Genomic DNA, 26709 nt, shown 5'->3' with positions numbered 1-26709 from the left:
CGTCTTTCATATGCTGGACGATATGGAACTGACCCAGCGCGTCCTCCAGCAGTTCGTGGTACTGGCCGAGGAGCAGCACTTCGGCCGGGCCGCCGAGCGGCTCTCGATGAGCCAGCCGCCGCTCAGCCAGGCCATCCAGCGGCTGGAGCGCGGCCTCAAGGTGGTCCTGTTCGACCGGGGGTCGCGCGGCGTCCGGCTCACCCCGGCCGGCCGCGCGTTCGCCGAGGACGCCCGACGGCTGCTGGACGCCCAGACGGCCGCCGTCGAGCGGGTCCGGCGGATCGCGGCCGGCCAGGAGGGCGAGCTGCGGCTGGGGTTCATCGGCAGCCTGGGCTACCAGCTGGTGCCGCGCCTGCTGCGCCGCAGCCACACCGAACTGCCGGGCCTGCGGCTGCACCTGAGCGTGCACCCGTCCACCGAGCTGGTCGGGATGCTGCAGGCCGGGGCGCTCGACCTGGCTCTGGTCCGCCTCCCGGTCGCCGGCACCGAGCGCCTGACCGTGCGGCGGCTCAGCACGGAACGGCTGGTCGCCGCGCTGCCCGAGCAGCACCCGCGCGCCGCCGAGCCGTCGCTGGACCTGCACGACCTCGCCGCGGAAGCGTTCGCGCTCCCCAGGCCGGGCACCCTGCCCGGGCTCGCCGAGCAGGTGGCGCTCGCCTGCGCCCGGGCCGGATTCAGCCCGCGCCCGCTGGGCCAGGCGGACGACCTGCCGGGGCTGCTCGGCTTCGTCGCCGCCGGCCTCTGCGTGGCGCTCGTCCCCGAGCAGGTGCGCTCGCTGGGCGTCCCCGGGGTGGTCCACCGCCCGCTGCTCGGGGGCTCGCCCTACCTGGACAGCACGATCGCGGCCGTCCACCGCCCGGACGACCCGGACGCCGCCGTGCACCGACTGCTGGAGATCCTCGCCGCCCTGGAGCTGGCGGCGGACTGAGGCGGGCGGGCCCCCCGGTGGGGGATCGGTCCTTCTCCGTAGCGGGAGGTGGCGGAGGTCCGCCGCAGGGACGGAGGACCTCCACCACTTCCCGCTACGTCCACACGGGCCGAGTGCTACCAGTGGTCGGGGCCGTCGCAGTGGTCATGATGCCCGTCGTGGCCGTCATGCCCGTCGTGGCCGCCGTGCCCGTCGTCGTCGTGCCCGTGGCGCTTGATCGTGGTGGGGTCGGTGGCGGTGCGGGTGGTGCTGTCACCTCCTCCGGTGACGGTAGCGGTGTTGGTGACCTGCTCACGGGCGTGGCAGGAGACGTCGACGGTCAGGGTGATGGGCGGGTAGCTGCCACCGGCAGGCAGGATGTCGCTGCGCGTACAGGTGAGGGTGGCCAGAACGCAGGTCCATCCCGCGCCGGTGATCCCTTCGGCCCGAAGACCTTCGGGGAGGCGGTCGTGGACGGTGACCGGGGTGCCATTGGTCGGGCTGGCCGTCGCGAGGTTACCCACAGTGATGGTGTAGACGCCGTCCTCGCCCTTGACGAAGGGGTCCGTGTGACTCTTGGCGATGGTCAGGCTGACTGGGACGACCGTGAACGCGAGGCCGGTGGTGCCGACACTGCCGGCCCTGACAGTGCCGCCGGGGCCAGTGGTGGTGCCACCGGGTCCGGTGAGGCCGATGGCGGCGAAAGGCTCGACCACCGGCGTCGTCGCCCCGCCGACCTGGGCGACGTAGGCGGGTTGAACCGTCGCGGTCCAGGCTGTGGCCAGGACGATCGCCAGGACGGCCAGCCCGGTCAGCGTGACCGCCCCCGCCCTCCGGGCCCGAGCCCTCAGCCAGGATCGGACCATGCCGCCCGCACCTCCCGTGCCGCGGCTTGCTCCGGCCCACCCTCTCCCGTGTCCGAACACCGACATCTCCGCTTCCAACCGTCGAGAACAAGCTGTGGATACTCATAGTGAAGTGACCATTACTCAAAGCATCCGCGCACGGCCGGGGGCGGACGAGAGGTGTGCCGACGTCGGCACGCCGGCGAGGACGACGTCGGCGAAGAAGGAGCGGTGACGCGCTCGACGAGGGCCGTCATGCGTCACTCACGGAGCAGATCAGCCGACTGCAGGCGCAGGGGCAGGTCATGGTCGGAGTCGTCATCGACGGCGCCGGAGGAACCTGGAGAGCAGCAGGCAGAGAGCGGCGAGGGCGAGGGCTGACAGCCAGGCGACCACCGAGGTGGGGAAGTCCCCCTGCAGGGCGACCGACGCGGCGTCCGCTCCGACGCCGCCGGGAGTCGACGGGAAGGTGAGGGTGGCGCGGGCGTTGTGCTGGACCAGGCCGCTTCCGAGCGTGAGCTCCCCGGTCCACGGGCCGTTCGGCAGCGTTGCGTCCACTGGGACGACCACCTCCCCGCGGTCGCCCGGAGCCAGTGTGGCGCCCGTCCTGGCGGTCGAGAACGGTCCGGCGTGCTGTCCGGCCGGCCCGGAGAGGAGGGACAGTGTCCCGCCGATGTCCAGGGCGCGACCCCCCGTGTTGTGGATCCGGGCGTGAACCTCTCCACGCCCGTCACCGGCGCGGGTCGGATAGAGCCGTTCGATCGTGAAGTCCGAGGGTGACTCGGTACCGCGGCCGACGTCGACGTACATGCGGACGCCTACCCGGCCCAGCACCGTCAGGGTGTGCGAGCGATCCGTGGGAGCGCTCGTCTGCGCCCAGATGACGCCGTATCGCTCCCCGGCGGCGGCGTCCTCGGGCACGCGGATGGTGGTGCGCACCCGCGCCGTTTCGGAGGCTCCCAGCTCAAGGTCCGTCGCGTCGAACGACGTCCAGCCGGTCAGCTCGCTGGGAGTGCGCTCCGGCGCGAAGGTGAACTCACCCTTCGCGATGGTGGCTGCCGCGGCGTAGACGTCGACGTGCATCGGCGTGGACGACTCGTTGGTGATCTCCACCCGCCGTTCGATGGTCGAGCCGGGTGCGAGGTGGTCGACGACGTAGGCATGCGCTCTGGGATCGGCACGGCGGTTCTCCGGAGCGTCGAGAAGCTTGATGGCGATGCTCCTGCCCGCAGCCGGATCCCGGGGGGAGGGCGCCCCGGCTGCCCGCCCCGCCGCCGGCATCACCCCGGCGGCCTGCACGAGGGCCAGCATCAGCAGGAGAGTCCAGAACCGGCGCACACCCTTCGTTCCGTCAGGCAACGGACTGGGTCAGCGTTCCGGTGTAGGTTCCGCCGACGGCACTGGCGGGCACGTTCACGGCGACTGTCGGGTTCCAGCTCGCGGTGTTGTCCCCGACACCGGCGGTCCCGGTGAGCACCGTCTGCGCGGAGTTGCTCAGCGTCACGTTCGTCGTGGTGACGGTGATGGTGCCGGTCGTCGTCACCGTCCCGGGCGTGTAGGTGGCATCGGTGGCGGGAATGGTCGACGATCCGTTCACGAAGTCCGTCTCCGCCGCGGTCACCGTCCAGGAGGCCGAGAGGAGGGCGCGGTCGTCGGTGACGGTACAGGGGCCGATCGGTGCGCTGATCGTGGTGCCGGGCGCTCCCGAGCCGAGGGTGGCGCTGGCCGGCACCGACAGTGTCAGTGCGCCGGACGTGACGGTGAACGTGACCGTGGTGCTGGGGTCGCTGTCCGCGGTGGCGATGCCCGGCTGGACCAGGGCGAGAATGGCGGCTGCGGCTGCAGCCGCGGCCGCGACAGACAGGCTTCGTGTACGCATGATGGCTCCTGGAATCCCGCCAGAGGACGTTCTGGCTGACGGCGGACATGCCGATTGACGCGCCCCAGACAATCCGGCGCGACCTTTTCGCACAAGCCGACGCGCGCCGCGTTGGGCCACACGAATGGCGATATCTCAGCCGGAGAGAAGCCCGGCCGAACCACATGTCCTCGCGGGCCGCTGCCGCCGCACCGCGGCGCAGCACCTGCGGGTGGACACGGGTCGGGCCGTGCCGGGAATCCCGGCACGGCCCGATCGCATGGCGCCCGCCCGCCGGCTCAACGGCGGCCGAAAAGCCTCGCCAGGAAGCCGCCGCCCTTGGCCGCGCTCCGGTCGCAGCTGCAGCGGTCGGCCTTGCGAACCCCGGCGAGCACCTGGTCGACGTGCATGCCGCACCCCGCATAGGTGGCCTTGCCGCAAGTGCGGCACGTGGTACGTCGACACATGGATGAACTCCTCGCGATCACTCAGGAGAAGGGTGTCCCCTTCGCTTCCAATATACCTGGAGGGGTATTTCGCGGCCGGATGTGCGCGCCCCACATCGCTCGGCGCTGCAGCCCGCACACGTCCCGCGCCCGGCGCCGAGCGCCGTCCGGGTGACGCCGCCCACGGTCAGCTCCTCCGCCGGAGTGGACCCTCATGGATCGCCGTGTGGACCGATGGGCCCTGTCGGCTACGGGGGTCGTGTGGTGGGGTGGAGGTCCGGGCTGCCTTCGGCACCGCTGCGGCGGCACCGAGAAGACTGGAGGTTGTCATGGCTCGAACGGATGCCCTGGCGACCGGCCGCACCGAAGGACGGCCGTCGGCGGCCCGTGTCCGCCGATGGCTCGCGCCCGGCCTGCTGACGGCAACCGCCGCGGCGCTGGCCGCGGGCGGGATCGCCTGGCTCGCCGGGAGCCCGGCCGCCGCGGACCTGTGCTGGGCGGTCGGCACCGTGCTGGCCGTCGTCCCGGCCGTGGCCTGGGTCGTGGCCGCGCTGCGCAAGGGGCGGGCCGGCGTCGACCTGATCGCGGTCCTGGCCCTGGTCGGCACCCTGGCCGTGGGCGAGTACCTGGCGGGTGCCCTGATCGCCCTGATGCTGGCCACCGGCCGCGCCCTGGACGCCGCCGCCGAGCGCCGCGCCTCGCACGACCTGCGCGCCCTCCTGGAACACGCGCCGCGCTCGGCCCGCCGCCGCAGGGGCCCGGACGTGGCCGTCGTCCCCCTGACCGAAGTCCTCGTCGGCGACGTGCTGGTCGTCGGGCCCGGCGACGTGGTCCCGGTGGACGGCCTGGTCAGCGACGGCACGGCCGTACTCGACGAGTCCGTACTCACCGGCGAGTCCGAACAGCTGGAACGCGGCATCCAGGACGCCGTGCGCAGCGGCGTCGTCAACGCCGGCGGCGTCTTCGAGATCACGGCGACCGCCACCGCCGAGGACAGCACCTACGCGGAGATCGTCCGCCTCGCCGAACAGGCCGGCGCGCAGCGGGCACCCACCGTGCGCCTCGCCGAGCGCTACGCCGCCTGGTTCCTGCCGCTGTCCCTCGTGCTCGCCGCCCTGGCCTGGGTGCTGAGCGGCTCCGCCACGCGCGCCGTGGCCGTCCTGGTTGTGGCGACACCCTGCCCGCTGCTGCTGGCCGCACCGGTCGCCATCGTCTCCGGCCTGTCGCGCGCCGCACGACGAGGAGTCATCGTCCGCGACGGCGTGGCACTGGAGAACCTGGGCCGGGCCCGCACACTCGTGATCGACAAGACCGGCACCCTCACCGCCGGCCGCCCCCGCGTCCTCGAAGTCGCCGCCGCCCCCGGCCGCACCCCGGCCGAGGTGCTCCGCCTGGCGGCCTCCCTCGACCAGGTCTCCACCCACATCCTCGCCCAGGCCATCCTCCACGAGGCACGCACCCGCGACCTGGCACTCTCCCTCCCCCGTGACACCACGGAAGAACCCGGGCGCGGCCCCGCCGGCACCGTCGACGACCACCGGCTCACCGTCGGAAAGACCGACCTCGCACCGGCAGCCCTCCCCGCCTGGGCACGGGCCGTCGACAACCGCGCGATCCTCGACGGGGCCGCCTGCGCCTGGCTCACCGTCGACGGCACCCTCGCCGGAGCCGTCCTGCTGCGCGACCCGCTGCGGCTCGACGCCCCGCACACCGTGCAACGCCTGCGCGAGGCCGGACTGACCCGACTGGTCATGCTCACCGGGGACCGCCCCGAGCCCGCCCGGGAAGTCGGCGTCGTCCTGGGCCTGGACGAGGTCAGATCCGGCCAGTCACCCGCCGACAAGGTCGCCGCCGTCCGCGCCGAATCCGCCCGGGCGATCACCCTCATGGTCGGCGACGGCGTCAACGACGCGCCGGCTCTGGCCGCCGCCGACGTCGGCGTGGCGATGGGCGCACGAGGCTCCAGCGCCTCCTCCGAAGCCGCCGACATCGTCCTCACCACCGACCGCGTCGACCGCCTCTCCGAGGCCATGGAGATCGCCGTCCGGGCGCGCCGCATCGCCGTCCAGAGCGCCGCAGGAGGCATGGCCCTGTCGCTGCTCGCCATGGTCGCCGCCCTGTTCGGCCTGCTGCCGCCGGCCGTCGGCGCCCTCCTCCAGGAGGCCATCGACGTCGTGGTGATCCTCAACGCACTGCGCGCCCTGCTGCCCGCCCGCGGCACCCGGCCGCCGCTCGAACCCGACACCGAAGACCTCATCCACCGCTTCGCCGCCGAACACGACGACCTCCGCGACACCCTCGACCTCATCCGTGACGCGGCCGGCCTGCTCACCACCGAACACGGCCCACGGGCCCTCGCCGCCGTCCGGGAGGTCAACCGACTCCTCACCGAGCGCCTGCTCCCGCACGAACACGCCGAGGAGCACCAGCTCTACCCCGCCCTGACCCGCCGCCTCGGCGGCCCCGAAGCCACCGAGACCATGAGCCGCGCCCACACCGAGATCGACCGCCTCGCCCGCCGCATCACCACCCACCTCGACCTCGCCGCCGAACAGGGCTCGCTGCAGCCCGAACAGATCGACGACCTCACCGCCTGCCTGTACGGCCTCCACGCCGTCCTGCGCCTGCACTTCCGGCAGGAAGAGGAGAGCTACTTCTCCCTCGTTCCGTGAAAGGTGGTCGCAGCGGCAGACGGTGGCGGCCGGACCGGCGGTCCCATCGGGTACCCGTGGATTCCCTGGCGGGCCCAAGGCGGGTTCGGCCAGGGACCGCTGGGCCGGCGCCGCGCCCTGCGCCACGGTCGACGCCCCTCCTGGTCGCGCCCGACACCACCGGACCCGCCCGGAAGCCCCGGCGCCCCCACGACCCGGAGGTCTTCGAGGTGATCGAGCCCGACCGCCGTCAACGACGCTCATGGTCACTACACCTGGTGCACCGTGACCCCGGTGGGCAGCTGGAAGCGCGGGTCACGCTGGCCCCCGCTCAGGAACTGCCGGAAGGCGGTACCGGGTTGGGCCCACAGGACGGCGGTGACGTGCGGGTTCGCCATGAGCGTCGGGCATTCCACGCGCTGCCAGGTGTTCCCCCGCCGTACGGCGTCGCCGAAGACGATCCGGATCTCGCCGCGGGCCGCTTCGGAGAATCCCACCGAAGCGTTCCGCCAGAAGGCGGCGGCCCGCTCGGAGTAGTCGGAGTAGTACGGGGTCGGCAGGCCGAGGTCCTCGATCAGCATCATCATCGTCCGGCCGCCGTGCCGTTCGGCCGTGGCCTTCGCCGACGCCTCGACCGGCCTCCCCAGGTAGGTGCCGCAGTAGTACCACAGGGCGGTGGGGCCGGTCCTCCTGGTGGCGTCGCGCATCTGCGCCCTCGTCACCCATCGGGAGACGTCGTCCGTCTGGCCGGGCAGGACGACGCCGCCGCCGTTGGTCGGTGCCCGGTCCTCGTAGGGCACCCACTCCCCGAGCGGTTCGGCCCTGATGCTCCCGGCGAGGGCGGGATCACGTGTCGGGGGCGGGCCGAGCAACATCCGGGGTCCTCTCTGTGGGGCTGCGCGCCGAAGGCCGGACCACCCGCACCGCGGGGCCCGTCGGACCGGGAGCCTAGACCGGAACGGCACGACCGGTGCCGCACCGGGCCCCGACGCCACCACACCGGGCCGCCGCCGCTGCAACGCTTGCACGGATGCGTGCCACCGCTGCGCCGGCGCAGGACGCCGATCAGCCCGCGGCACCGCCGGCATCGCCCTGCACCAGCAGGGCCCGGGCGGCGCCGACGGTGTCGGACAGCGAGTGGTGGATCGTCAACTCCGGCCGAGCTAGCGAGAGTTGGATTTCCACATCGCGCCGGCGCAGATAGTTCCGGTCGACACCCACCGCGATCGGGGCACCTCGTCCGGCGTGCATCCCGAGCTCGTACAGCGCGATCGGCTGCACGCTGTCGACGCTCCGGGGGAACCAGAACAGCACGACCGCGGCCCGGTGCAGGTGCCGGTACTCCCAGGCGATCTGGTCGGCCACCGGGATCGGCGAAGTCGCCGAACTCCGGCGGGGATTGAGCACCGCGACCTCGTCGTCGCCGAACATCCGGACCGCGGTGGCCTGCCAGTCGGGGCACCCGGTGATGCCCCCCGCCAGGAACACCGCGGGCCGGCCGCCGGGGTGGTACTCGGCCGGGGCCTCGAAGTATTCCATCAGTTGCTCCCACACCGGTCGGCCGGGCCGGAAGCGGCCCGGGCGGCCCATTGTCCGGCCGAGGAGAGGGGGCGTCCAGGTCGGCGGGACGGTCCGCCGCCGACCACGGAGCGGATCGGTGGAACCGTCCCGGCCCCGTCGTGCACGCTTCGGGGAAACCGTCGGGAGTTCCTTGTGCCCTCCTGACCGGGGCCCATAGCTTCGAGACGTCTCAGCGAGAGACGAAGCATCCCGGTGGAGGCCGGTCGTTTTCCCCCCGACCGATCTCCTCCGGATCCCGCCCGGAATCCCGGGAACCCGGCATCTTGGAGGAATCATGAGCGACACCCAGAACACCACCCCGGAGACCGCCGCCGACGACTTCGCGGCCGAGATCGGCGACGAGGACCTGGAGGCCATCTCGGGTGGCCTTGAGCGCATCTGACGTCCACTCCTCGGCCGGGGGCCGGCGATCCTCGCCGGCCCCCGGCCGGTCGTCCGTACGGAGGCCCGCGTTGAACCTGCCCAGCGACCTTGCGCACGCAGCCGAGCGGCTTCGCGAGCGCATCACGCGCAAGGCGTCGTCCCGCTGGTTCCTGGAGAAGCGCCAGGAGATCGAGGACCTGGCGCCGTACGACCCGGACCGGGGGCGCGAACGTCTTGACCACCTGCTGGCCGTCGCCGTGGAACGGGCGCCGTACTACGCCGCCCTTCGCTCCCGCGAGCGGCCGTGCCTGCGCGACTTCCCGCGGGTCCACAAGAGCGACCTGCGCGAGCGCTTCCTCGACTTCGTCACCCGCGACGCGACCGGCCGGATGGCCCCCGGTGCGTTCTTCCTGTCCCAGACCAGCGGCAGCACCGGACAGCCCGTCACCCTGTTGTCCACCGCGGAGACCGGCGGGCTGCTGACCAACGTCGTCCGCGAGCGGTTCAGCGCCTTCCTCGGCCTGCCCGACACCGGCACCGTGCTCAACCTGGGGCTGCTGTTCCCCGGCACCCGCCTGCTGGAACCGGTGATGCTGCCCCGGCCCTACGTCAAGTGCAACCTGCGCGGGTACGACCCCGACGACCCCGGCATCGTCGCCGACTACGAGGCCGTGGTCGGCCGTCTCCCCGTCGACCAGATCACCGGTTCCTCCAGCCGGGTCATCGCCCTGGCCCGGTACTGCCTGGACCGCGGCATCGCCCTGCGCCCGCGGGGAGTCGTCGCCACCTACGAGCAGATGCCCGACAGCGGCCGTCGGCTGGCCGAGGAGGCCTTCGGCTGCCCGGTGACCATGCTGTACGCGACCGCGGAGACCGGCTACGCGGCCTTCGAGTGCGGGCGGCGGCGCCTGCACTTCCAGGACGACTTCGTGCTGCCCGAGATCGAGCTTGCCGACGGCCGGGAGGTCGGCGAGATCGTCCTGACCTCCCTGGTGTCCACGCCCATGCCGGTCATCCGCTACGTCACCGGTGACCTCGCGCCCCGCCCGACCAGCTGCGGCTGCGGCCTGCCCGGCACCGTCACCGAAGGGCTCGTGGGCCGCGCCCGCTGCAGCCTGGTCGGCCGGGACGAAACCGTCTACTCGCCGTACGCGCTGCTCGCCTCGCTCGCCGCCGCCGGACTCCCCGACTACCAGGTCGTCCAGGACGAACCGGGCACGCTCGACCTCGTCACCGCCGGCCCCGCGGAACCGGCCGCCGCCTGCGTCCGTGACCTCAACACCCGGCTCGCCGCGACCTTCGGGCCGCACCAGGGCTTCCGACTGCGTCACCGCCCGGATCAGGCGTTCCACTTCACCCCGGGCGGCAAACGCAACCCGGTGGTCCAGCTCCTGCCGCTCCCGGACGGCCCCGAACGCTCGGGCTACCTGTGACGGTCCGCGACCAGCTCGACCGCCACGACCACTTCGACCACCTCGGCCCCAGGGCCGAGGTGGTCGAAACTCGGTGCCCCGCGAGACCGGGTGGCTGCCCAAGAACGACGGGATCGTCCTGCCCGGTCAGACGAACGATGCCGCCCGCTGGGTGACGCGGGAACAGGTCCGGAGCGCCGCCGAGGGCCGTGGCCCCGCCGCGCTCTGGTACTACAGCGGCACCTGCCGGGGACGGTCGGTCAAGGAGGCCACCTGGGCCACCGCCGGGAAGTACGGCGGGGAGACCATGATGATGCTGATCGAGGGCCTCGGCATGCCCACCCCGTTCTACTCCGGCTGCTCGCACCGGGCCGAGGCCTTCCGGCGGGACGCCTCGGCCGGCTTCTCCGATGCCGCCCGGGGCGAGGTGCGCGTCGTCTTCGGCGACACCGTCCGGAGGATGGGCAACCGGCACCGCGTGGAATGCCCGAAACCCGCACCGACGCCGCGCCCCGGCGTCACCCTCCACCGATGCCGAGTGCCCGCGACCCCGGTGCCGGGGTCGCGGGCACAGGGGCTCACACGTACGGCGGGTAGGTCGGCTGACCCCCGTCGCCGCCGCCGATGGCGTCCAGGTCCCCGTCGCTGATCTCCTCGTCGACCTCCGTGCCCGCCGCGGCGGCGTCCTCGGCGTCGGTGTTCCGGAAGGTGTCGTCCTTCATGGTGTACTCCTCTGGTGGTGTTTCGCGGGTGTGCCTGGCAGTGGTCAACTGACAGCTGTGGGGACCTCGTTGTAGCCGATGACCTGGGCCTTCGACCCCGAGGCCGCGGTCGGGACGTACGTCAGGAAGGTCTGCAGCCGACTGATGGTGAACCGGCTCGCCGTCGCGCCGCCGGGTTTGCCCAACTGCGCGGCGTCGCTGCTCTTCGGGCCCAGGGAGACGGTGCCGTCGGCCTGGACCGGGGTCAGTGTGTCGGTGACGACGTCGGCGGTGAACACGAGCACGCCGCCGTCCTCGGTCCGCAGGGCGTAGCTCTCGGGGAGCGTCCGGGTCAGCGCCCGGGACAGGGTCGTACCGCGGCCGCTGAGGGCCTTCGTCCCCGCGGCGAACCCACTGGAGAGGTTGTCGTCCAGCGGCGCGCTGTAGGCGAACCCGTCCTTGCCCACGAGGTTCTGCTGGTAGTGGGCGAGGATCTCGGTGCCCAGGGTCCCCGGGGGGATCAGCAGACCGTCCGGGCTCGTGACGGCGGTGGCGGTGCCCGCGGCGTCGACGGCGACCTTCGGCACCGGCCCGCCGGCCGTGAGCGAGTACGCGGCGAGGTAGGGCGCTCCGGGCCCCGCCTGCACGAAGACGCGGTACGTCGGGCCGGGGAACGGCATGCCGCCCTGCGCCCGGCTGGACACGGCCAGGAACCAGCGGGGGTAGGCCGAACCCGCCGGGGCGTGGACGGTGATTCCCTGGTCGCTGATCGGGGCGACCGACTGGTTCAGCTCCTTGCTGATGCGCATCCAGGCGACGTCCGCGCTGAGCAGCGGTTCGGTCTCGATGCCGGGCAGGCCCGCGCTGTCGAGGGCCCCGTTGACCCGGTTGTTCTCGTCGTCATAGCGGCTGACCGCCGCCACCGCGTCCGCCCGGGAGACGCCCGTCTCCGGGGCCGTCGCTTGTGCGCCGGTGGCGCCGCCCCGCACCGAGCCGCAGCCGGCCGTCCCTCCGAGCGCCAGCAGGACGGTGGCCGCGGCGGCCCGCAGCCGGAGTCCCCTCCTCCTGAGGTTCATGTCATCGCTCCTTCTGATTCGTGCATCTGCCTGCGCACCAACTGGTGGAAGAGGCTCGTGGGGTCGCCGAGGAGATCGGAGGGCGGAGCGCACTCGGCGACCCGGCCCTCGGCGAGGACGACGACCTTGTCGGCGTCGAGGACGGTGGAGAGCCGGTGCGCGATGACGACCCGGGTCGCGTTCAGCCGCTGGGTGCTCTCGGTGACGATCCGCTGGGTCTCGTTGTCCAGCGCGCTGGTGGCCTCGTCGAAGAACAGGATCCTGGGGCGGCGGATCATGGCGTGCGCGATGGCGAGGCGCTGCCGCTGGCCGCCGGAGAAGGTGCCGCTGTCGCTCACCATCGTGTGCATCCCCATGGGCATGGCGCGGATGTCCGCGGCGATGCCCGCCAGTTCGGCGGCCGCCCACGCGTCGTCGTGGCTGTAGTTCAGGGTTCCGGTGATGGCCTGGAAGACGGTGCCGGCGAACGGCTTCGTCTGCTGCAGGACGACGCCGCACTGCCGGCGCACCGCGGCGCTGTCCAGGGTGGCCAGGTCCTGGCCGTCGTACAGGACGTTGCCGCTGAAGGGGGTCTCGAAGCCGAGCAGCAGTCGCAGCAGGGTGGACTTGCCGCACCCGCTGGGGCCGACGATCGCCACGAACTCGCCCGGCCGCATGCTCAGGGACACGTTGTCGAGCACCGGCGGGCTGTTCTCGTCGTAGCGGAACGTCACCCGGTTCACCTCGATCTCCCCGGTCAGGTCGCCCGGGACCGTGTGCGTCTCCGAGACCTCCGGAAGCTCGGCGAGCAGCGGCTTCATCCGCTTGAACATGGGGATCACGGCGAAGGCCGAGGAGAGGGAGTTGGTGACCTGCATGACGGCCGCGAGGACGATGCCCAGGGCCGCGTTGAAGGACAGGAACCTGGTCATCGACAGCTCCCCCCGTGCCGGCCCGCTGATGACCGCGAAGGTGAGCAGCACGCAGATGAGCGGGTAGACGGCGTTGAACGTGGCTGCCGCGTTCTGGTACCGGCCGATGCGCTTCTGGAGCTCCTTCTGCTGCGCGAACTCGTTGGCCCAGGCTGCGAAGGCACGGTTCTCGGCACCCGCCACCCGCAGCTTGGGGAGTCCCCGCAGCCGCTGGTACACCCGGTTCGCGAGTTTGTGCTCCAGGTCCAGCGACTGGGTCTGCCAGGTCATCTGCCGCGCACCCAGCACGAGGAAGAACACCACGGCGACCAGGACGTACAGCCCGGCCAGCAGGGCCAGCGGCACGCTGAACCAGAACATCACGGCGAGGTTCACCACCGCGACCACACTGGAGTAGAGCACCACGTAGCTCACGTTCATCAGCACCGTGCGGATGTTCTTCACCCCCAGGGCCGCGCCGGCCAGCTCACCCGTGGAGTACCGGCGGAAGAACGGGGCCGGCAGGCGCAGCAGCCGGTCCCAGACGGCGGCCTGCAGGGTGGCCTCGAAACGGCCCCCGACGCGCAGCAGCGCCAGGTTCTCCAGCACCGCGAAGACGGCCGACGCGAGGGCGGCCACCAGCGTCAGGACGCACACCTGCACGATGAGGTCCGTCTCGGCATAGGGGACGAAGGTCCCCAGGACCAGCCCGGTGCTGACGGGCACCACGGCGCCGACGGCCACCGCGACCAGGGTGAAGGCGATCAGGTTGCGGATGTCCCGCCCGCTGCCCTTCAGGCCGAAGAGGATGAGCCGTCCCGTGCCGACCGGCCGCTCGGGCAGGGGAGGGTAGAACAGCACCCCCGTGTCGTCGAACTCCCCCGCCGTCCGGTCCCGCACCGGGTCCTGCTCGCCGGTGACCGGGTCCCACGCCACGTACCGTCCGCGCCTCCAGACGAAGGCCACCGGCTCGCCGGAGGCGGCGCGGCGCCCGACGAACGGGCCGATGTTGGTACGCCACCAGCGTGCGCCCAGGTCCACTGCGCGGATGCGGAAGCGCGAGCGCACCGCGATCGCCTCGATCGGGCCGGTCTTGCCGCCGGCCGCCGAGCCGCGCGCGGGCGGAATGGCGATGCCCAGTTCGTCGGCCACGATCCGGCAGACCGCCTCGGTGGGGTCCTCGGCGTGGACGGGGCCGCTGCGCGAGACGTGCTCGGCCGGCTGGAGCACGGCGGTCAGGACCCGGTTGGCCTTGTCGGCGAGCGCGTCCTCCATCTCGCGCACGGCCCGGATCCGGGACTCGGCCTGCTCCCCGTCGGCGGCGATGACCCGGTCGGCCATCCGCATCAGGCGCCCGCTCACCTCGGCCAGGCGGTCCCGCCACCGGCTGCCGGCCAGCAGGTCGCCGGTCGCGCAGGTGGTGAACGAGGCCGTCGGATCGCCCTGGACGGTGCTGCCCCCGGTGACCACGAAGGTGTCACCGCGGGAGAGCCGTTCGCCGCTGTCGGGCGTTCCGACCCGGAGGCGGCCGGCCAGGACCTCGATCCAGAGCAAGTCCCCGGCCGCACGGCCGCGTTCCCCGTCGGCCAGTTCGCCCCGGCCTCCGGCGCCCAGGAGCCGGTGCTCACGGGAGTCCGGCGGCTCGGTGACGAAGCCGAGGAGACCGTCGAGCCCGGCGTCGATCCCCCGGGCGAGGGCGGCACGCCGGGCTGCGGGCTCGCAGGCGTGCCCGCAGCCGGAGCGGGCGTGCCCGGAGCCGGTGCAGGCGGACAGGAGGCCGGCCAGGTCCGCCGCGTCGAGGCGCAGGACGCGGGCGCCCAGGACGGGCCGCAGGACCGGCACGCCGGTGGCGCCCGCCGGTGGCGCGGCGAGGACGGCACCCGCGGTGAAGCGGTTGACGTAGTGCCACGGACCGCCCTCGACGGCCTCCACGACGAAGAGGTCGACGGCTCCCTCGGTCACCACCCACAGCGTGTCCCCGTCCGTCAGCCGGACGTGTCCCTCACCGAAGTCGACCTCGGTCCCGGTCCCGGCCGGCGGTCGCCAGGCCGGGACCGCCTCGGTTGCCGGGGCAGTCGCCGCAGCCGGGGCGACCGGGGCGACCGGGGCGACCGGCCCGGAGGATGTCGTGCTCATGCGTCAGTGCTCCCTGATGAGCTGGGCGTAGGCGCCGCCGGCCGCGGACAGGGCCTCGTGCGTCCCCCGCTCGACCACGTCGCCCCGGCTCAGCACCACGATCTCGTCGCTGTCGCGGATGGTGCTCAGCCGGTGGGCCACGACGACCGTGGCGCAGCCGTGGCGGCGGATGTTGTTCATGATCAGGAGTTCCGTCTCGGCGTCCAGGGCGCTGGTCGCCTCGTCCAGGACGAGCAGCCGCGGCTTGCGGACGAGCGCCCGGGCGATCTCCAGCCGCTGGCGCTGTCCGCCCGAGAAGTTGCGGCCGTCCTCCTCCACGTGGGCGTGGATGCCGCCCGGGCGCGAGGACACCACGTCGTACACCGCGGCGTCGCGGAGCGCGGCGATGACCTGGTCGTCCGGGATGGAGGAGTCCCAGAGCGTGATGTTGTCCCGCACCGTCCCCTCGAACAGGAACACGTCCTGGTCGACGAAGCCCACCGAGGCGCTGAGCACCTCCGGCGCGATGCTCTCGCGCGGGCGGCCGTCGATGTCCACCGAGCCCTCCCAGGGCCGGTAGAGGCCGGAGATCAGGCGCACCGCGGTGGACTTGCCGCTCCCCGAGCCGCCGACCAGCGCGACCTGGCGTCCGGGGCCCACCGCGAAGGAGAACTCGCTGACCAGCGGGGCGTCCAGCGGGCTGTAGCCGAAGGTGACCCGGTCGAAGGTCAGGTTGCCCGCGAGACGCCCGGCCGGGCCGTCCGAGGCCTCCGGCCCTTCCTCCGGGCGGTAGTTCTCCACGTCGCGCAGCCGGGACACCTGGACGGCGAAGTCCTGGACGCGCTGAGCCACCGCGATCAGCTGCGCGATGGGACTGACGAACGCCGACACCAGGGCCTGGAAGGCGACGAGCAGACCGACGGTCAGGTCTCCCCGCACGGCCTCCAGGCCGCCGATCAGCAGCAGCAGCGAGGTGGTGACGGACGCCAGCGTGGGCGCGACCACCGCCATGACGGCACTCGGCACGCCGACCTTCTGCTGCCCGGTGACGACGACGGACTGTTCCTTGGCCCAGCGCCGGAAGAAGGTGTTCTCGCCGCCGGTGGCCTTCATCGTCTCGATGAGCTGCAGGCCGCTGTACGAGGTGTTCAACAGCTGCGCCTCGTCCGTGGCCAGCCGGCTGACCCCGCCGGCCCTGATCCGGGCCACCGTGCGCAGGGCCACGATGTTGAGCAGGGACAGCGACACGCTCAGCACCGTCAGCCAGGGGTCGTAGGCCCACAGCAGGCAGGCGTACAGCACCACGACCAGCGCGTTGACCAGCATGCTCGACAGGTCGCCGGACAGGGTCACGGCGACCTGGTCGTTGGACTGCACGCGGCTGCTGATGTCCGCCGGACTCCGCTGGACGAAGAAGTTGATGGGCAGTCTGAACACGTGCCGCAGGAAACGGCTGCTGTTGATCGTCGCGTTGGAGATCCGCAGCCGCAGCAGGAAGGTCTGGCGCAGGAAGGTGAGCACGCCCGTCACCAGGACGGTCGCCGCCATCAGGCCGAAGAACGACGTCAGGAACGAGCGGTCGCCGCCGAGCAGGATGGAGTTGACGAACGCCCGGGTGAGCGCCGGGTACGCCACGCCGACCACCGCGAGCAGCACGCTGACGTAGGTGCTCAGGGCGAGCAGCCCCCAGCTCCCGCGCAGCCGGGTGGGCATGCTCGCGAGGAAGCCGGGCCGCCGGCCTCCGGGGCGGAACCCCTCGCCCGGCGACATGGTGAGCACCACGCCGGTGAAGCTCTCGTTGAAGTCCGCGAGGTTGACGACCCGCGGACCGCTGCCGGGGTCGTTGAGGTGGACCACGTCCTGACCCAGGCGCCGGCCGAAGCCGTTGAGGACCACGAAGTGGTTGAACTCCCAGAACAGGATCGCCGGGGGCGCCAGCTTCGCCAGCGCCTCGGTGTCCATCCGCCGCCCGGTCGCCGTCAGGCCGTAACTGCGGGCCGCCTTCAGGACGTTGGAGGCCTTCGAGCCGTCCCGAGAGACGCCGCAGGCTACCCGCAGCTCCTCCAGCGGCACGTAGCGCTTGTAGTGGGCGAGGATCATGGCGAGGCTCGCGGCCCCGCACTCCAGCGCCTCCATCTGGAACACCATCGGGGGCTTGGCGCGACGGGCCGGACGGCGCCTCGGCCGGGTCCTCGTCCGCGGAGTTCCGTCGGTGGTGGTGAGTTCGGACATCTACGACAACACCCAGCTAATCGGTCTGACCGATGGCAAGTGCACGGAAGCGCTCACCAGCGTGCGGGAATCAATCAGGTACGGCGGGCCGGATCGGGTGGACCACTGGAACCCGCTCGTGGTGCCGGGTTCCGTCAGCAGCCGCACGACCACTTGCATCGGCTGGCCCTGGCCGGAGAACTGGCCGGCCAGCTGGGCGTCGCCCAGGAAGGCGGCGATCTGCTTCTGGGTCTGCGAGAACTGGCTGACCGACTGGACGACGCCGCGCAGCACCCCGTACTCCTGGGCCGGGGCGGACCGCAGGTCGAGGTCCACGGTGCTGCCCTCGGTGATGAGCCCGGCACTGCTCGTCGGTGCGTACAGCACCGCGATCAGGGGATCGGTCGGCCCGCTGACGCGCTCGACCACGGCGAGATTGGTGCCGGCCGTGACCACCTGGCCGACCTGCGCCAGGATCGCCGTGGTGCGTCCGCCGCTGAAGGCGCGGACGGTCTGCTGGGTCGAGTCGACCTGGACGGTGAACAGCGGGGCCTGCGCCGGGAAGGTGGTGCCCTGCTGGGCGAAGACGCCGGTGATCTGCCCGGAGACGGGACTGTCCAGGGTGTAGCTGCCCTGCCCGTAGGTGAGGATGCCGGGCACGGTCACCTGGCGCGGTATCGCCCCGGTGAACGCCCAGAGCGACCCGAGGGCGACGAGCACCGTGACCATGAGCAGCGCGACCAGGCTGCGCGGCTTGGCCAGCGTCGCCGCTGTGCCGAGGTCGGTGGTGGACTGGAGCTTGGCGAGTGCCTGCTCACGGAACTGCACGGTTGAGCTTCCTTCCTGCGGTCGGGGCGCCGCCCGCCGGTCAGACGGCCTGGAGGACGGCGGCCGCCGAGTACGCCCCGCCAAGCGCCTTCTCCGTGCGCAGGAGCGCCTGGACGACGTCGCCCACCGTGGCGGCCAGGTCCTCGCGCACCGGGAGGCCCGGCCGGATCAGCCGCAGCTGGGCCCGCAGATCCTCGCGGCGCACGTAGCCGGGCTCGGCGCCGACCGCGATGGTCTTGAACGTCCCAGCGGCGACGCCGAGTTCGTAGAGCGCGATCGGCTGCTCGGGCGCCTTCTCGTTGCCCCGGGGGAACCAGAAGAGGACCACGTCGCAGGAGCGGAGGGCGTCGTGCTCCCAGCGCACCAGCTCCTGGCTGAACGCGCGGCCGGGGACGACCCGGCTCGGACTGAACACCGTGACCGGGCGGTCGGCCCCCGCCCGGCGCCACTGGCCGGCGAGCGACTCGATCGCCTCCTGCCGCCAGTCGGGGCAGTTGCGCATGCCGCCGGCCAGGAACACCGTCAGCTCCTCGGGTGCGGAGGGGAACTCCTCCAGCGATCCCACGACCCGGAGGGTCGGTCCGTTCACGGCACATTCTCCTCTTCGGGACGGAAGGGCGGTCGGTGGCCGTCGCGCTGCTTCGCCGTCGCAGCACCTCGCTGCCGCCCCGTCACGTCGTCGTGACATGACGAACCGTCACAGGTGATACGGGGAAGTGATTCGGACGGAACCCGCGGCTCCGCTCGGTGGTGGTGCAGACGCTATTTCCGGACTCCGGCACCCGGCAAGCCTTCCGCGGAAGTGCCACCAAGGCGCGCAGGGCAGCGCTCCACCGTGACAGCGATCCGTGTCATCGAGCGCTCTCCACCGGCGTCCGGCGGTGTTCCGTGAGGCCCAGGCGGTCCCGGAACGTGCCGGGCCCGTACTCCTCGGGGAGGACCCCGCGGGACCGGAGCTCGGGAACCACGTGCTCCACGAAGTCGTCCAGCCCGCCGGGTGCCCGGTCCGGGACGATGATGTACCCGTCGCAACCGCCGGCCCCGACGTGCTCGATCATCTCGGTCGCGATGTCGGACGGCGTGCCCGCCAGCGGCTTCGTGTAAGTGATCAGCGCGACGAGCTGCCGGATCGACAGCTTCCTGGACTCCGCGACCTGCCGCAGGAACGCCACCCGCTCCGCCCTCCGCCGTGCGTCCATGCCGCTCGGCCGTCCGCTGACGAACGCCCCTCCGTCCGGGTCCGGGTCGACGCCGGGCAGCGGTCCGTCCGGGTCATGGGCGGACAGGTCGCGCCCCCAGAGCCCCTCCAGGTGGTGGATGGCCAACTGCGGCGTCACGATGTCCAGCTGCCGTGCCCGCGCCCGCTCCTCGGCGTCCGCCCGGGACCGCCCGACCGCGTAGGTGATCGCCGGCATGATCCTCAACTGCCCCGGGGCGCGCCCGTGGCGCGCCAGCCTTCCCTTGAGGTCGGCGTAGAACTCACGGCCCGCGCGGCCCCGCTTCCTGCTGTAGACGATCTCGGCGTGGGCGGCTGCGAACTCCCTCCCCTGCTCGGAGTCCCCCGCCTGCACCAGGACCGGCTCGACGCCCTCGTAGGCGGTGTCGGCCACTCCCCCGGCCCGGAAGTGGTTTCCCTCGTGGGCCACCGGCCCGGTACCGAAGGGCCCGCCGGAGCGCCAGAACGCCCGGCACAGCGCGACGAACTCCGCGGCCCGCTCGTAGCGTTCGGCGTGCGGGAGGAAGCCACCGCGCCGGAAGTTCTCGCCGACCCAGGCGTCCGGCGTGGTCACCACGTTCCAGCCCAGCCTCCCGCCCGAGAGGTGGTTGACGGTGGCGAGCTGACGGGCCAGGTCGTAGGGCTCGTTGAAGGTGGTGTTGACGGTGGCGACCAGGCCCAGGTCCTCGGTGACGGCCGCGACAGCCGAGAGGATCGTCAGCAGGTCGTGCCGGCCGGCCACTCCGACCTCTGTCACCTCGCCGTCGCGCTCGGGCAGACGGAGGTCGTCGGCGAGCAACAGGTAGTCGAACCCGCCGCGCTCGGCGGTCCGGGCCAGCCGGGCGATCGCGGCGAAGTCGATCTGGCTGCCGGGGCGGCCGCCCTGCCACACCGTCGTACTGGGGTTGACCGGGAAGAGAACGCCCAGGTGGAGTCGGCGCGGTTCAGGGTTCACTGAGGGCTTCCTAGGATGGTGACGGGCCCGGCGGACCCGGTCGTTCCGTGCTCGGGGCCGGTCCGTGCGGACGGAGTGACGTGGTTCCCCTACGGGACCATGCTGTTGGGCGCCCGGTGCGGCAGCCCCAGGTGCTCGCGGAAGGTGCGGCACTCCTCGCGCCAGGGGGTGACGAGCCCGCGCCTGCGCAGTTCGGGGACGGCTTCGTCGACGAAGCCGGCCAGTTCCGCGCCCACCTCGGCGAACACCAGACGGAACCCGTCCACCGGGCCCGTCCCCGCGTGCCGCTGGAGGAAGTCCGCGAACTCGCCGACGCCGCCGGTCTCGAACGCGCCTCCGGTCCCCCACGCCCACCGGCCGGCCGGCAGCCCGCGGCGGTCCACGAACAGGTCCGCGATCGTCCTGGTTCCGCTCCTGAGCCGTGGACGGGCGTCGGCGAGCCGTTCGAGGCGGCCGAAGACCAGGTCGGCGCGGGCGGCGAGCGCCAGCTCCTGCTCCGAGGTGATCCGCACGGCAGTCACCGGGTGCCCCTGCGGCGGTCGCGGGACGATTCCCGGGCCCTTCACCCGGAAGTACCGGCCCTTGTGGTTCACGGCACGGATCTTGGTGCGGTCCAGGAAGCGCCCGGTAGCGGCGTCCCGGATCTCCGCCCCGTCCTCCCAGCTGTCCCAGAGCAGCGCGACCACCTCGGTGAACTCGGCGGCCTCCTCGCACAGTTCGGAGAGGTCCCGGTCCGGGCGCTCGCCGAGGAGCCGGGCCTCCTCCGAACCCCCGGCCACCCGCACGCACCAGCCCGCCCGTCCGCCGCTGACGTGGTCCAGCGTCGCCAGGGCCTTCGACACGTGGAAGGGTTCGAGACCGGTCACGGTCGCCGTGGCGACGAGCCCGATCGAGGTCGTCCGCGGGGCGACGTGGGCGAGCGCGGTCACCGGGTTCAACCGGCTCTGGGCCGCCCCCCGGACGGGCGCGGAGACCGCCGGGGGCGTGAGGGCCTCGTCCAGCGTCAAGAAGTCCAGGGATCCCCGCTCGGCCAGTCCCGCGGCACGCACGCAGCCGGACACGGCGGACCGCGCGGATTCCGGCTCGCCGATCTCCACACCCAGGAACACGCGCAACTCCAACTTTCACGTACGTCCGCCGACGAACCGGGCGGCGCTCACCCGATGAATGCGGAACGCGGCGTGAAGAATCCCGGGCCGGCCGCCTTTTCGCGCCACCCTAGTGCGACCGTCCGGAGGCCCACAAGAAATCGGACCGGCCGCACGCATTCATGCCGGACTTCCCCCGGGGATTGCATCGATCGGTGCCGGGGAGACCTCCCCGGCCAGCACGGCCGCCACCTGGTCCGGGTGTCCGGACCACCACGAGAGCAGCAGTCCGTCCATGACGAACAGGTGGTCCCGCGTGCGGTCCCCGCGTCCGTAGTGCCGCTCCAGGTGGCGCAGGTCGCAGGCCCGCTCCCACCAGAGGAGCTCCGCTGCCCCGGCCAGCTGCCGCTCGGACAGCGGTGACACGGCGAGGTATCCGGCGACGAAGGCCGCCGCCTGCGCGGTGGCCAGCCCCCTGCGGTCGCGGGAGGGGAAGAACAGCATCAGCGACCGCACCACCTCCTGGGCGTAGACCCGGACGGTGAGGGCGTCGAAGTCCAGGACGGCGGCGATCCGGCCGCCGTGCCACAGCACGTTCGCCATGTGGAAGTCCCCGTGCGTCCAGCCCGAGCCCCCCGGCTCCGGAGACGGCCGGAGCGGGCGGGCCGCCTCCAGCAGGGCCCGGCGGCACGGCAGGTGCGCGCGGACGAACCGGTCGAAGGCGTCACAGTCGGACCTGCGGGTGACCCGGAGGAGGAAGACGTCTATGGCACGCAGGGCCGCCTCCCGGTCCGTCGGGGCAGCGGGTCCGGGGCTTCCCGGAGGCAGGAGCTGCGCCAGCTCCCGGTGGAGGAGGGCCAGTTGACGGCCGAGGAGGGACGCCTGCTCGCGGCTCATCCGCCAGCCTGGCAGATGCCGCCCCTCCACCCAGGGGTAGAGCGCGAACAGGCCGCCCGCCGCCTCGGTCAGGGTGTGCCCCTCCGGCGTCACCAGGGGTGCGGCGACCGCCAGGCCGCGCTCCCGGAGGGCCAGGACCGTCCGGTGCTGGTCCCTCAGCCGGTCCGGCTCCGCGCCCAGGAACTGCTTGACGAACAGGCGCCCGTCCCGGTCCGTCTCGACCTGCCAGCAGCGGTTCGTCAGGCCCACCGTGACGGGCCGCACCTCGCGGACGCCGCGCAGGCCGAGCCGGCGCAGCACCGCGTCCGGGAGCCCGCCGTCCGGCGGGGGGACGGCCGGCAGGGGCACGGCCGGAAGCGACAGGGGCATCGCCTGCTCCAGTACTCGTCGAGTCGGTGCCGGAACGATTCCGGGGCCGTCATTCTCCGGGGCCCGCCGGGCGGAGGTCCAAAAGGCGAAGCAGCCGGAAAAGGGGCGTGACACGATTCGGTGGAACGGTCCGGAATGACCCGTGCCGTTACCCGCGCAAGTGTCGGGGAATTCTTGCGCCGCCCGTCGGCGGACCCTAGATTCGGCGCCCGTGAGCTCGTCCCGCTTCGGAAGGCCACTCCCCCGAATGGAAATTCTCCGCTCCCTGGTGGGCGACCCCGCAGCGTTCCTGGAGACGGTGTGGCGCCGCCGGGCCCGTCTGCTGCACCCGCCCGCACCGCTCGCCGCGCCGGTCACCCTGGCGGACGTCGACGACGTCCTGGCCTCGGGCATGCTGCGCGTCCCGTACCTCGAACTCGTCAGCCGGGGCAAGGCACTGGACCAGGGGGAGTACACCAGCGCCCACCACCTGGTCGACCGCAGCTTCCGCGGCTACGCCGACGCCGCCAAGGTGATGCGTCACGTCGGTGACGGCGCCACCTTGCTGATGCGCAACGTCGAGCACTGGCACTCCGGGGTGGCGGCGCTCGCCGGCCGCCTCGGTGCCGAGCTGAACCGGGAGGTCGAGGCCTTCCTCTTCGTGACCCCGCCCGGCCGGAACGGGTTCGGCTCCCACCGGGACGACGCGGACGTCTTCGTGCTCCAACTGCACGGCAGCAAACGGTGGCAGGTCCACCCGGTCCCCGAGGACGGGCACTGGCGGACCGGCTTCGAACCGGCGCCCGGGCCCGCACAGCTGGAGACCACGGTGCACGCGGGCGAGGTCCTCTACGTCCCGCGCGGCGCACCGCACTCGGCCGTCGGTCACACCGACGGCCTGTCCTTCCACCTGTCACTGACCGTCCGGCAGCCCGGCACCGCCGACCTGCGCACAGCCCTCACCCGCCGCTTCGAGGAAGGTCTCGACCTGCCTCCGCTACCGGTGGGCCCGGCAGAACTGCGCCGGACCGCAGCGGAGTTGCTCGACCACTACCGGAAGCGGCTGGCCGAACTCACCCCGGAGGAGTTGTGCGCCGTCGTGGAGACCGTCCCGTCCCCGAAGGTCGGTGCCGCCTCGACCGAACCGCACCGCACCCTGGCGGACCTGGCGGCGACGCCGGGCGACTGAGGCCCGTGGCGGTGAGCGCCGGGGCCGGGTCCGCAACGGTCCGTCCCCGGGCGCTCGCCGCCCGTCCCCCGTCCCCCGTCTGATCAGTAGGGCATCTCCGGAAAGCCCTGAACGCCCACGCCGGCCACCAGCGCGTCCAGTTCTTCCTCCGAGAGGTCCCGCTCCTCGTACCGGTCGGGGCGGGGCACGAAGAGCGTGAGCCGCCCGCTGACGGCCGCCTCCTCCCAGGACCGGATCTGCGCGTCCAGTACGTCCGGTGCCGCGGGCCGGTCACGGTCGACGACCACGGTCGTTCCCGCCGGCACGCGAATTCCGTGCTCGGCCAGCAGGACTCGCGGGTTCTGGGCAAGGAGCCGTTCCTGGCCCGGATCGGACCAGACGGCGGCCACCGCCGCGCTGTAGCCGGAGGCGAAAGCGGTGCGTTCGGTGGAGTGCATGGCGCGGTCCTCTGCTCTCGGGTGCGATGGTGTGCGTGCTTCTACCGGGTCGGGACTTCTCGTACGCGGAAGCTCATGCCGACTCCCGGCTGTCGGGCAGGCAGGAGCCGAGGGCGAACTCGGCGACGGCCGGCTCGGCCAGCGCGTCCAGGCCCGCCAGCGCGGAGAAGGAGGCCGTGTCCCCCGCACCGAGGGCACAGGGGGCGAGGCCCATGTCGGTGGCGACCAGGTACATCCAGGCGGTCAGGATTCCGGCGTCCTTGAGCGCCAGCGTGTACGGGATCCCCTCGTACTTGCGCATCAGCGGTCCGACCCGGGCCGTGATCACGAACAGGACCTGCGGCGGGCCCGGCATGGTGGCCGTCCCCCGGGCGAAGGACAACATCCGTTCGGTCTCCGGGCCGGGCGAGGCCACCGGCGCGAGCCGGTGGTGCACCGAGTCGTAGTGGTAGAGGCCGCCGGGCAGGCCCGCGCACCGCGAGACCAGCGGGTAGACCTCCAGCTCACCGAGGCCGCCCGCGCCCGGATAGGGCCGGACTCCGGTCGTCTCGCCGTCGCGGTCGCGGCGTTCGAGGCGCTGCACCCGGTGGAGGAACTCGCCGAGCTGGGCCAGGGTCACAGGCCGGCTGTCATCGTGTCCTCGCACGCTGCGGCGCCGCGCCATGACCGTCGACAACGAACCGGACTCGCGAGTCTCGTACGGGGGCCCGGGCAGGGCGATCGAGGAGCGGTCCTCAGCGGCGGCCGTCCGCCCGAGGTCCGCCGCCGGCAGACCGCGGAAGCGGTCGGTGGCACCGATCGGGGCCGCGTGGCGCTCCGGGCGGGAGCGGTCGTGCAGCCAGAGTTCCTCCGCCGACCAGAAGGCCATCGGTGCCGCACCGGCCTCGGCCTCGGCTTCCTCGGGGGTCAGCAGGAGGCGAGCGGAGAGCAACTCGTCCAGCATGAACCCCGCTGCCGACTCGTCGACCCCCGCCTCCCCTGCCACCTCGCCGAGGCCGATCTCCTCCGCACAGGCGCGGGCCAGGACGGCGGCCAGCCGGAACCGGGAGCAGCTGATCCCGACGGTGCTGAGCGGAGAGTACGCCACCATCCGGCCCCGCTCGGCACGCAGAACCGCGAACCTGGACATCCGGTAGACCGCTCCGGGTCGGTGGCGGCGCTGCGGGGGTACGCTCTGGGCGCCGATGCGGCGGGGCACGACGTCCAGCAGGACTCCGGCTCCGGTGGAGACCCGGCGTTCCAGCCAGGAGTGCAGCAGCAGTCGGCGCACCAGCAACTGGGTCGGCAGCAGCCGCGAGTCTCCCTCCAACCCGGCGACGAGTTGAGCGACCTGGAGGTCACTCAGCCAGTTCTCCACCATCCGCAGCAGCACCGCGCGGCGCCCTGCCTCCAGCCCGGGCAGGCGCAGCCGGTAGCGGGACTGTTCGAGGACGAGCGAGCCGCCCGCCTCCTCGGTCAGCCGAGCGTCGCCGCGGAGTCGGTAGCTCTCGGTCTTCACCGTGCCCGGCAGGGGACTTGTTCGGTTCACTGGCTCTTCGTGCTTCCGGTACTGGGACGGCCGTACGGCACGTCGGCAGGGCTTGTGGTGATCGAGGCCTCGCGGCCGTCACACCGCAACTCCGCGGGTGACGAGACACCCTGACGGCGTGCCTGCGATTCGACCGTTCACGGAGAAGAACAGGATTCGGCCCGTCATCGGCTCACGATTGCACGAAACCCTGCCGCCGACCGGACGCTGTGCCCCGGCCGAGGCCGCGTTCACCCGTTCTCGACCACCAGGTGCTCCTCGACCCAACTGTCCGAACCACCGGCCTCCATGAGCAACTCGGTGACGAGTTCCCGGCCCCGGTCCTCCGCGGCGGCCCGGAACGTGCTGACCAGCAGCTCCACCAGTCCCTCGGTCAGTCGCGCGGTGTGCGGCCCGCCTGCCGGTCCCGGCGCCGCCACGGGTGCCGACCCGCCCTGCTCCTCGGCGGCGCGGACAAGGAGTTCCGCACTCGACGAGGCGACCAACTCGTCGGCGGCGCTGGCGATCCGGTCCAGCGAGCGGGCCAGGCACCGCAGGGCGGCCTTCGGCGGGACGCCCGTCCGGACGAGCTCCATCGTCGCCCGGTGCACCGCCGGCCGTGCAACGGTCACGGTGCCGTCGGCCTCCCATCCGAGCATGCCGTGCCGGTTCAGGGAGTAGAACACCGCAGGCTGGTCGCGCACGGCGCGGTTGACCGCGGAAGCCAGCCGGGCCTCCTCGTCGTCGCGGTCCCCCACCCCGAGGAAGGCCGCGATGGACACCAGGTTGAAGCCCTGGCGCTGCAGGTGGACGATGTGCCGCAGCCGACGGACGTGGGTCTCGTCGTAGTACCCGACCCGCCCCCGGCGGACCGGCGGCGGGAGCAGCTTGCGGGACTGGTGGGCCCGGATGTTGCGCGGCGACATACCGAGCAGCCGGGAGACCTCCTCGACCGTGTAGGACGCGTCCGGACGATCCGATCGGGGCACGCCCTGCGGCGGAGTCGGTTCCATCTATGTCTCCTCGGTGGTTCCATGGCGCGACGGGGCTGCGTCGAGATCCGCGAAGATCACGCCCCGGTAGTGTGTTTGACGGCCCGCAACGCCCCCGGGTTCACCCGCCCGGGCACGGCAGCGACCCCGTGGAGGTACGCGAACACCGGCAGCGCCGGTAGGGCTTCGTCGGGTC

At 72.6% G+C, this 26709-nt stretch carries 21 protein-coding genes; 4 read left to right on the top strand and 17 right to left on the bottom strand.

Annotation, left to right across the window (positions count from 1 at the left end):
• Positions 1-22: 22 nt before the first annotated feature.
• The gene (locus ACZ7KX_RS02310) at positions 23-928 is read left to right on the top strand and encodes a LysR family transcriptional regulator (RefSeq protein WP_470324855.1); all 906 of its coding nucleotides are present in this window, start codon (positions 23-25) and stop codon (positions 926-928) included.
• Between the two features lie 116 nt (positions 929-1044).
• Here the strand turns inward: ACZ7KX_RS02310 and ACZ7KX_RS02305 are convergent, their stop codons facing one another.
• The 3 genes from ACZ7KX_RS02305 to ACZ7KX_RS02295 all read right to left on the bottom strand — a co-directional run bounded on the left by ACZ7KX_RS02305 (position 1045) and on the right by ACZ7KX_RS02295 (position 3631).
• Positions 1045-1773 (bottom strand): hypothetical protein, encoded by a 729-nt coding sequence (locus tag ACZ7KX_RS02305; RefSeq protein WP_470324854.1) that lies wholly within the window; start codon positions 1771-1773, stop codon positions 1045-1047.
• Positions 1774-2070: 297 nt separating this feature from the next.
• Entirely contained in the window at positions 2071-3063 is a 993-nt protein-coding gene (locus tag ACZ7KX_RS02300; RefSeq protein ID WP_470324853.1) for a COG1361 family protein, read from the bottom strand.
• 40 nt (positions 3064-3103) lie between these two features.
• Positions 3104-3631, bottom strand: a complete 528-nt coding sequence (locus ACZ7KX_RS02295; RefSeq protein ID WP_470324852.1) for a hypothetical protein — start codon at positions 3629-3631, stop codon at positions 3104-3106.
• 754 nt (positions 3632-4385) lie between these two features.
• Between ACZ7KX_RS02295 and ACZ7KX_RS02290 the strand changes: the two genes are divergently transcribed.
• Entirely contained in the window at positions 4386-6728 is a 2343-nt protein-coding gene (locus tag ACZ7KX_RS02290; RefSeq protein ID WP_470324851.1) for a heavy metal translocating P-type ATPase, read from the top strand.
• 248 nt (positions 6729-6976) lie between these two features.
• On the opposite strand, the gene ACZ7KX_RS02285 is transcribed toward ACZ7KX_RS02290, so the two are convergent.
• Together ACZ7KX_RS02285 and ACZ7KX_RS02280 are read right to left on the bottom strand one after the other, a co-directional pair.
• Entirely contained in the window at positions 6977-7582 is a 606-nt protein-coding gene (locus ACZ7KX_RS02285) for a hypothetical protein (protein ID WP_470324850.1), read from the bottom strand.
• Between the two features lie 190 nt (positions 7583-7772).
• Positions 7773-8246, bottom strand: a complete 474-nt coding sequence (locus ACZ7KX_RS02280; protein WP_470324849.1) for a nucleoside 2-deoxyribosyltransferase domain-containing protein — start codon at positions 8244-8246, stop codon at positions 7773-7775.
• Positions 8247-8740: 494 nt separating this feature from the next.
• Between ACZ7KX_RS02280 and ACZ7KX_RS02275 the strand changes: the two genes are divergently transcribed.
• Complete coding sequence (locus tag ACZ7KX_RS02275; RefSeq protein WP_470324848.1) at positions 8741-10084, top strand: phenylacetate--CoA ligase family protein; 1344 nt, start codon at positions 8741-8743, stop codon at positions 10082-10084.
• A 557-nt stretch (positions 10085-10641) separates the two neighbouring features.
• Here ACZ7KX_RS02275 and ACZ7KX_RS02270 read toward each other — a convergent pair.
• From ACZ7KX_RS02270 to ACZ7KX_RS02230, 9 genes are all read right to left on the bottom strand, one after another.
• The gene (locus ACZ7KX_RS02270) at positions 10642-10785 is read right to left on the bottom strand and encodes a hypothetical protein (RefSeq protein WP_396550633.1); all 144 of its coding nucleotides are present in this window, start codon (positions 10783-10785) and stop codon (positions 10642-10644) included.
• Between the two features lie 44 nt (positions 10786-10829).
• On the bottom strand, positions 10830-11840 hold the full coding sequence (locus ACZ7KX_RS02265) for a DUF8094 domain-containing protein (protein WP_470324847.1): 1011 nt from the start codon (positions 11838-11840) through the stop codon (positions 10830-10832).
• Complete coding sequence (locus ACZ7KX_RS02260) at positions 11837-14866, bottom strand: NHLP bacteriocin export ABC transporter permease/ATPase subunit (RefSeq protein ID WP_470324846.1); 3030 nt, start codon at positions 14864-14866, stop codon at positions 11837-11839. The genes ACZ7KX_RS02265 and ACZ7KX_RS02260 overlap by 4 nt, the downstream gene beginning before the upstream one ends.
• 3 nt (positions 14867-14869) lie before the next feature.
• Positions 14870-16993, bottom strand: a complete 2124-nt coding sequence (locus tag ACZ7KX_RS02255; protein WP_470324845.1) for an NHLP family bacteriocin export ABC transporter peptidase/permease/ATPase subunit — start codon at positions 16991-16993, stop codon at positions 14870-14872.
• Between the two features lie 84 nt (positions 16994-17077).
• The gene (locus ACZ7KX_RS02250; RefSeq protein WP_470324844.1) at positions 17078-17884 is read right to left on the bottom strand and encodes a biotin/lipoyl-containing protein; all 807 of its coding nucleotides are present in this window, start codon (positions 17882-17884) and stop codon (positions 17078-17080) included.
• A 40-nt stretch (positions 17885-17924) separates the two neighbouring features.
• Positions 17925-18473: a nucleoside 2-deoxyribosyltransferase domain-containing protein gene (locus ACZ7KX_RS02245; protein ID WP_470324843.1), complete on the bottom strand. Its 549-nt coding sequence runs from the start codon at positions 18471-18473 to the stop codon at positions 17925-17927.
• A 262-nt stretch (positions 18474-18735) separates the two neighbouring features.
• Complete coding sequence (locus tag ACZ7KX_RS02240) at positions 18736-20055, bottom strand: LLM class flavin-dependent oxidoreductase (RefSeq protein ID WP_470324842.1); 1320 nt, start codon at positions 20053-20055, stop codon at positions 18736-18738.
• Positions 20056-20144: 89 nt separating this feature from the next.
• Positions 20145-21164 carry an LLM class flavin-dependent oxidoreductase gene (locus tag ACZ7KX_RS02235; protein WP_470324841.1) on the bottom strand — a complete coding sequence of 340 codons (1020 nt, stop codon included), beginning with the start codon at positions 21162-21164 and terminating at the stop codon, positions 20145-20147.
• A gap of 159 nt (positions 21165-21323) precedes the next feature.
• The gene (locus tag ACZ7KX_RS02230) at positions 21324-22409 is read right to left on the bottom strand and encodes a phosphotransferase enzyme family protein (protein ID WP_470324840.1); all 1086 of its coding nucleotides are present in this window, start codon (positions 22407-22409) and stop codon (positions 21324-21326) included.
• 247 nt (positions 22410-22656) lie between these two features.
• Between ACZ7KX_RS02230 and ACZ7KX_RS02225 the strand changes: the two genes are divergently transcribed.
• On the top strand, positions 22657-23577 hold the full coding sequence (locus ACZ7KX_RS02225; RefSeq protein ID WP_470324839.1) for a JmjC domain-containing protein: 921 nt from the start codon (positions 22657-22659) through the stop codon (positions 23575-23577).
• Positions 23578-23660: 83 nt separating this feature from the next.
• Here ACZ7KX_RS02225 and ACZ7KX_RS02220 read toward each other — a convergent pair whose 3' ends face one another.
• The 3 genes from ACZ7KX_RS02220 to ACZ7KX_RS02210 all read right to left on the bottom strand — a co-directional run bounded on the left by ACZ7KX_RS02220 (position 23661) and on the right by ACZ7KX_RS02210 (position 26534).
• Positions 23661-24014 carry a hypothetical protein gene (locus ACZ7KX_RS02220; protein ID WP_470324838.1) on the bottom strand — a complete coding sequence of 118 codons (354 nt, stop codon included), beginning with the start codon at positions 24012-24014 and terminating at the stop codon, positions 23661-23663.
• Positions 24015-24087: 73 nt separating this feature from the next.
• The gene (locus ACZ7KX_RS02215) at positions 24088-25542 is read right to left on the bottom strand and encodes a SagB family peptide dehydrogenase (RefSeq protein WP_470324837.1); all 1455 of its coding nucleotides are present in this window, start codon (positions 25540-25542) and stop codon (positions 24088-24090) included.
• 230 nt (positions 25543-25772) lie between these two features.
• Entirely contained in the window at positions 25773-26534 is a 762-nt protein-coding gene (locus ACZ7KX_RS02210) for a MerR family transcriptional regulator (RefSeq protein ID WP_470324836.1), read from the bottom strand.
• Positions 26535-26709: the final 175 nt, after the last annotated feature.

This window comes from Kitasatospora sp. NPDC038210, from assembly GCF_055600605.1.
Note: the sequence above shows the minus strand (reverse complement) of the source record. Positions and strands in the feature narration are given on the sequence as shown.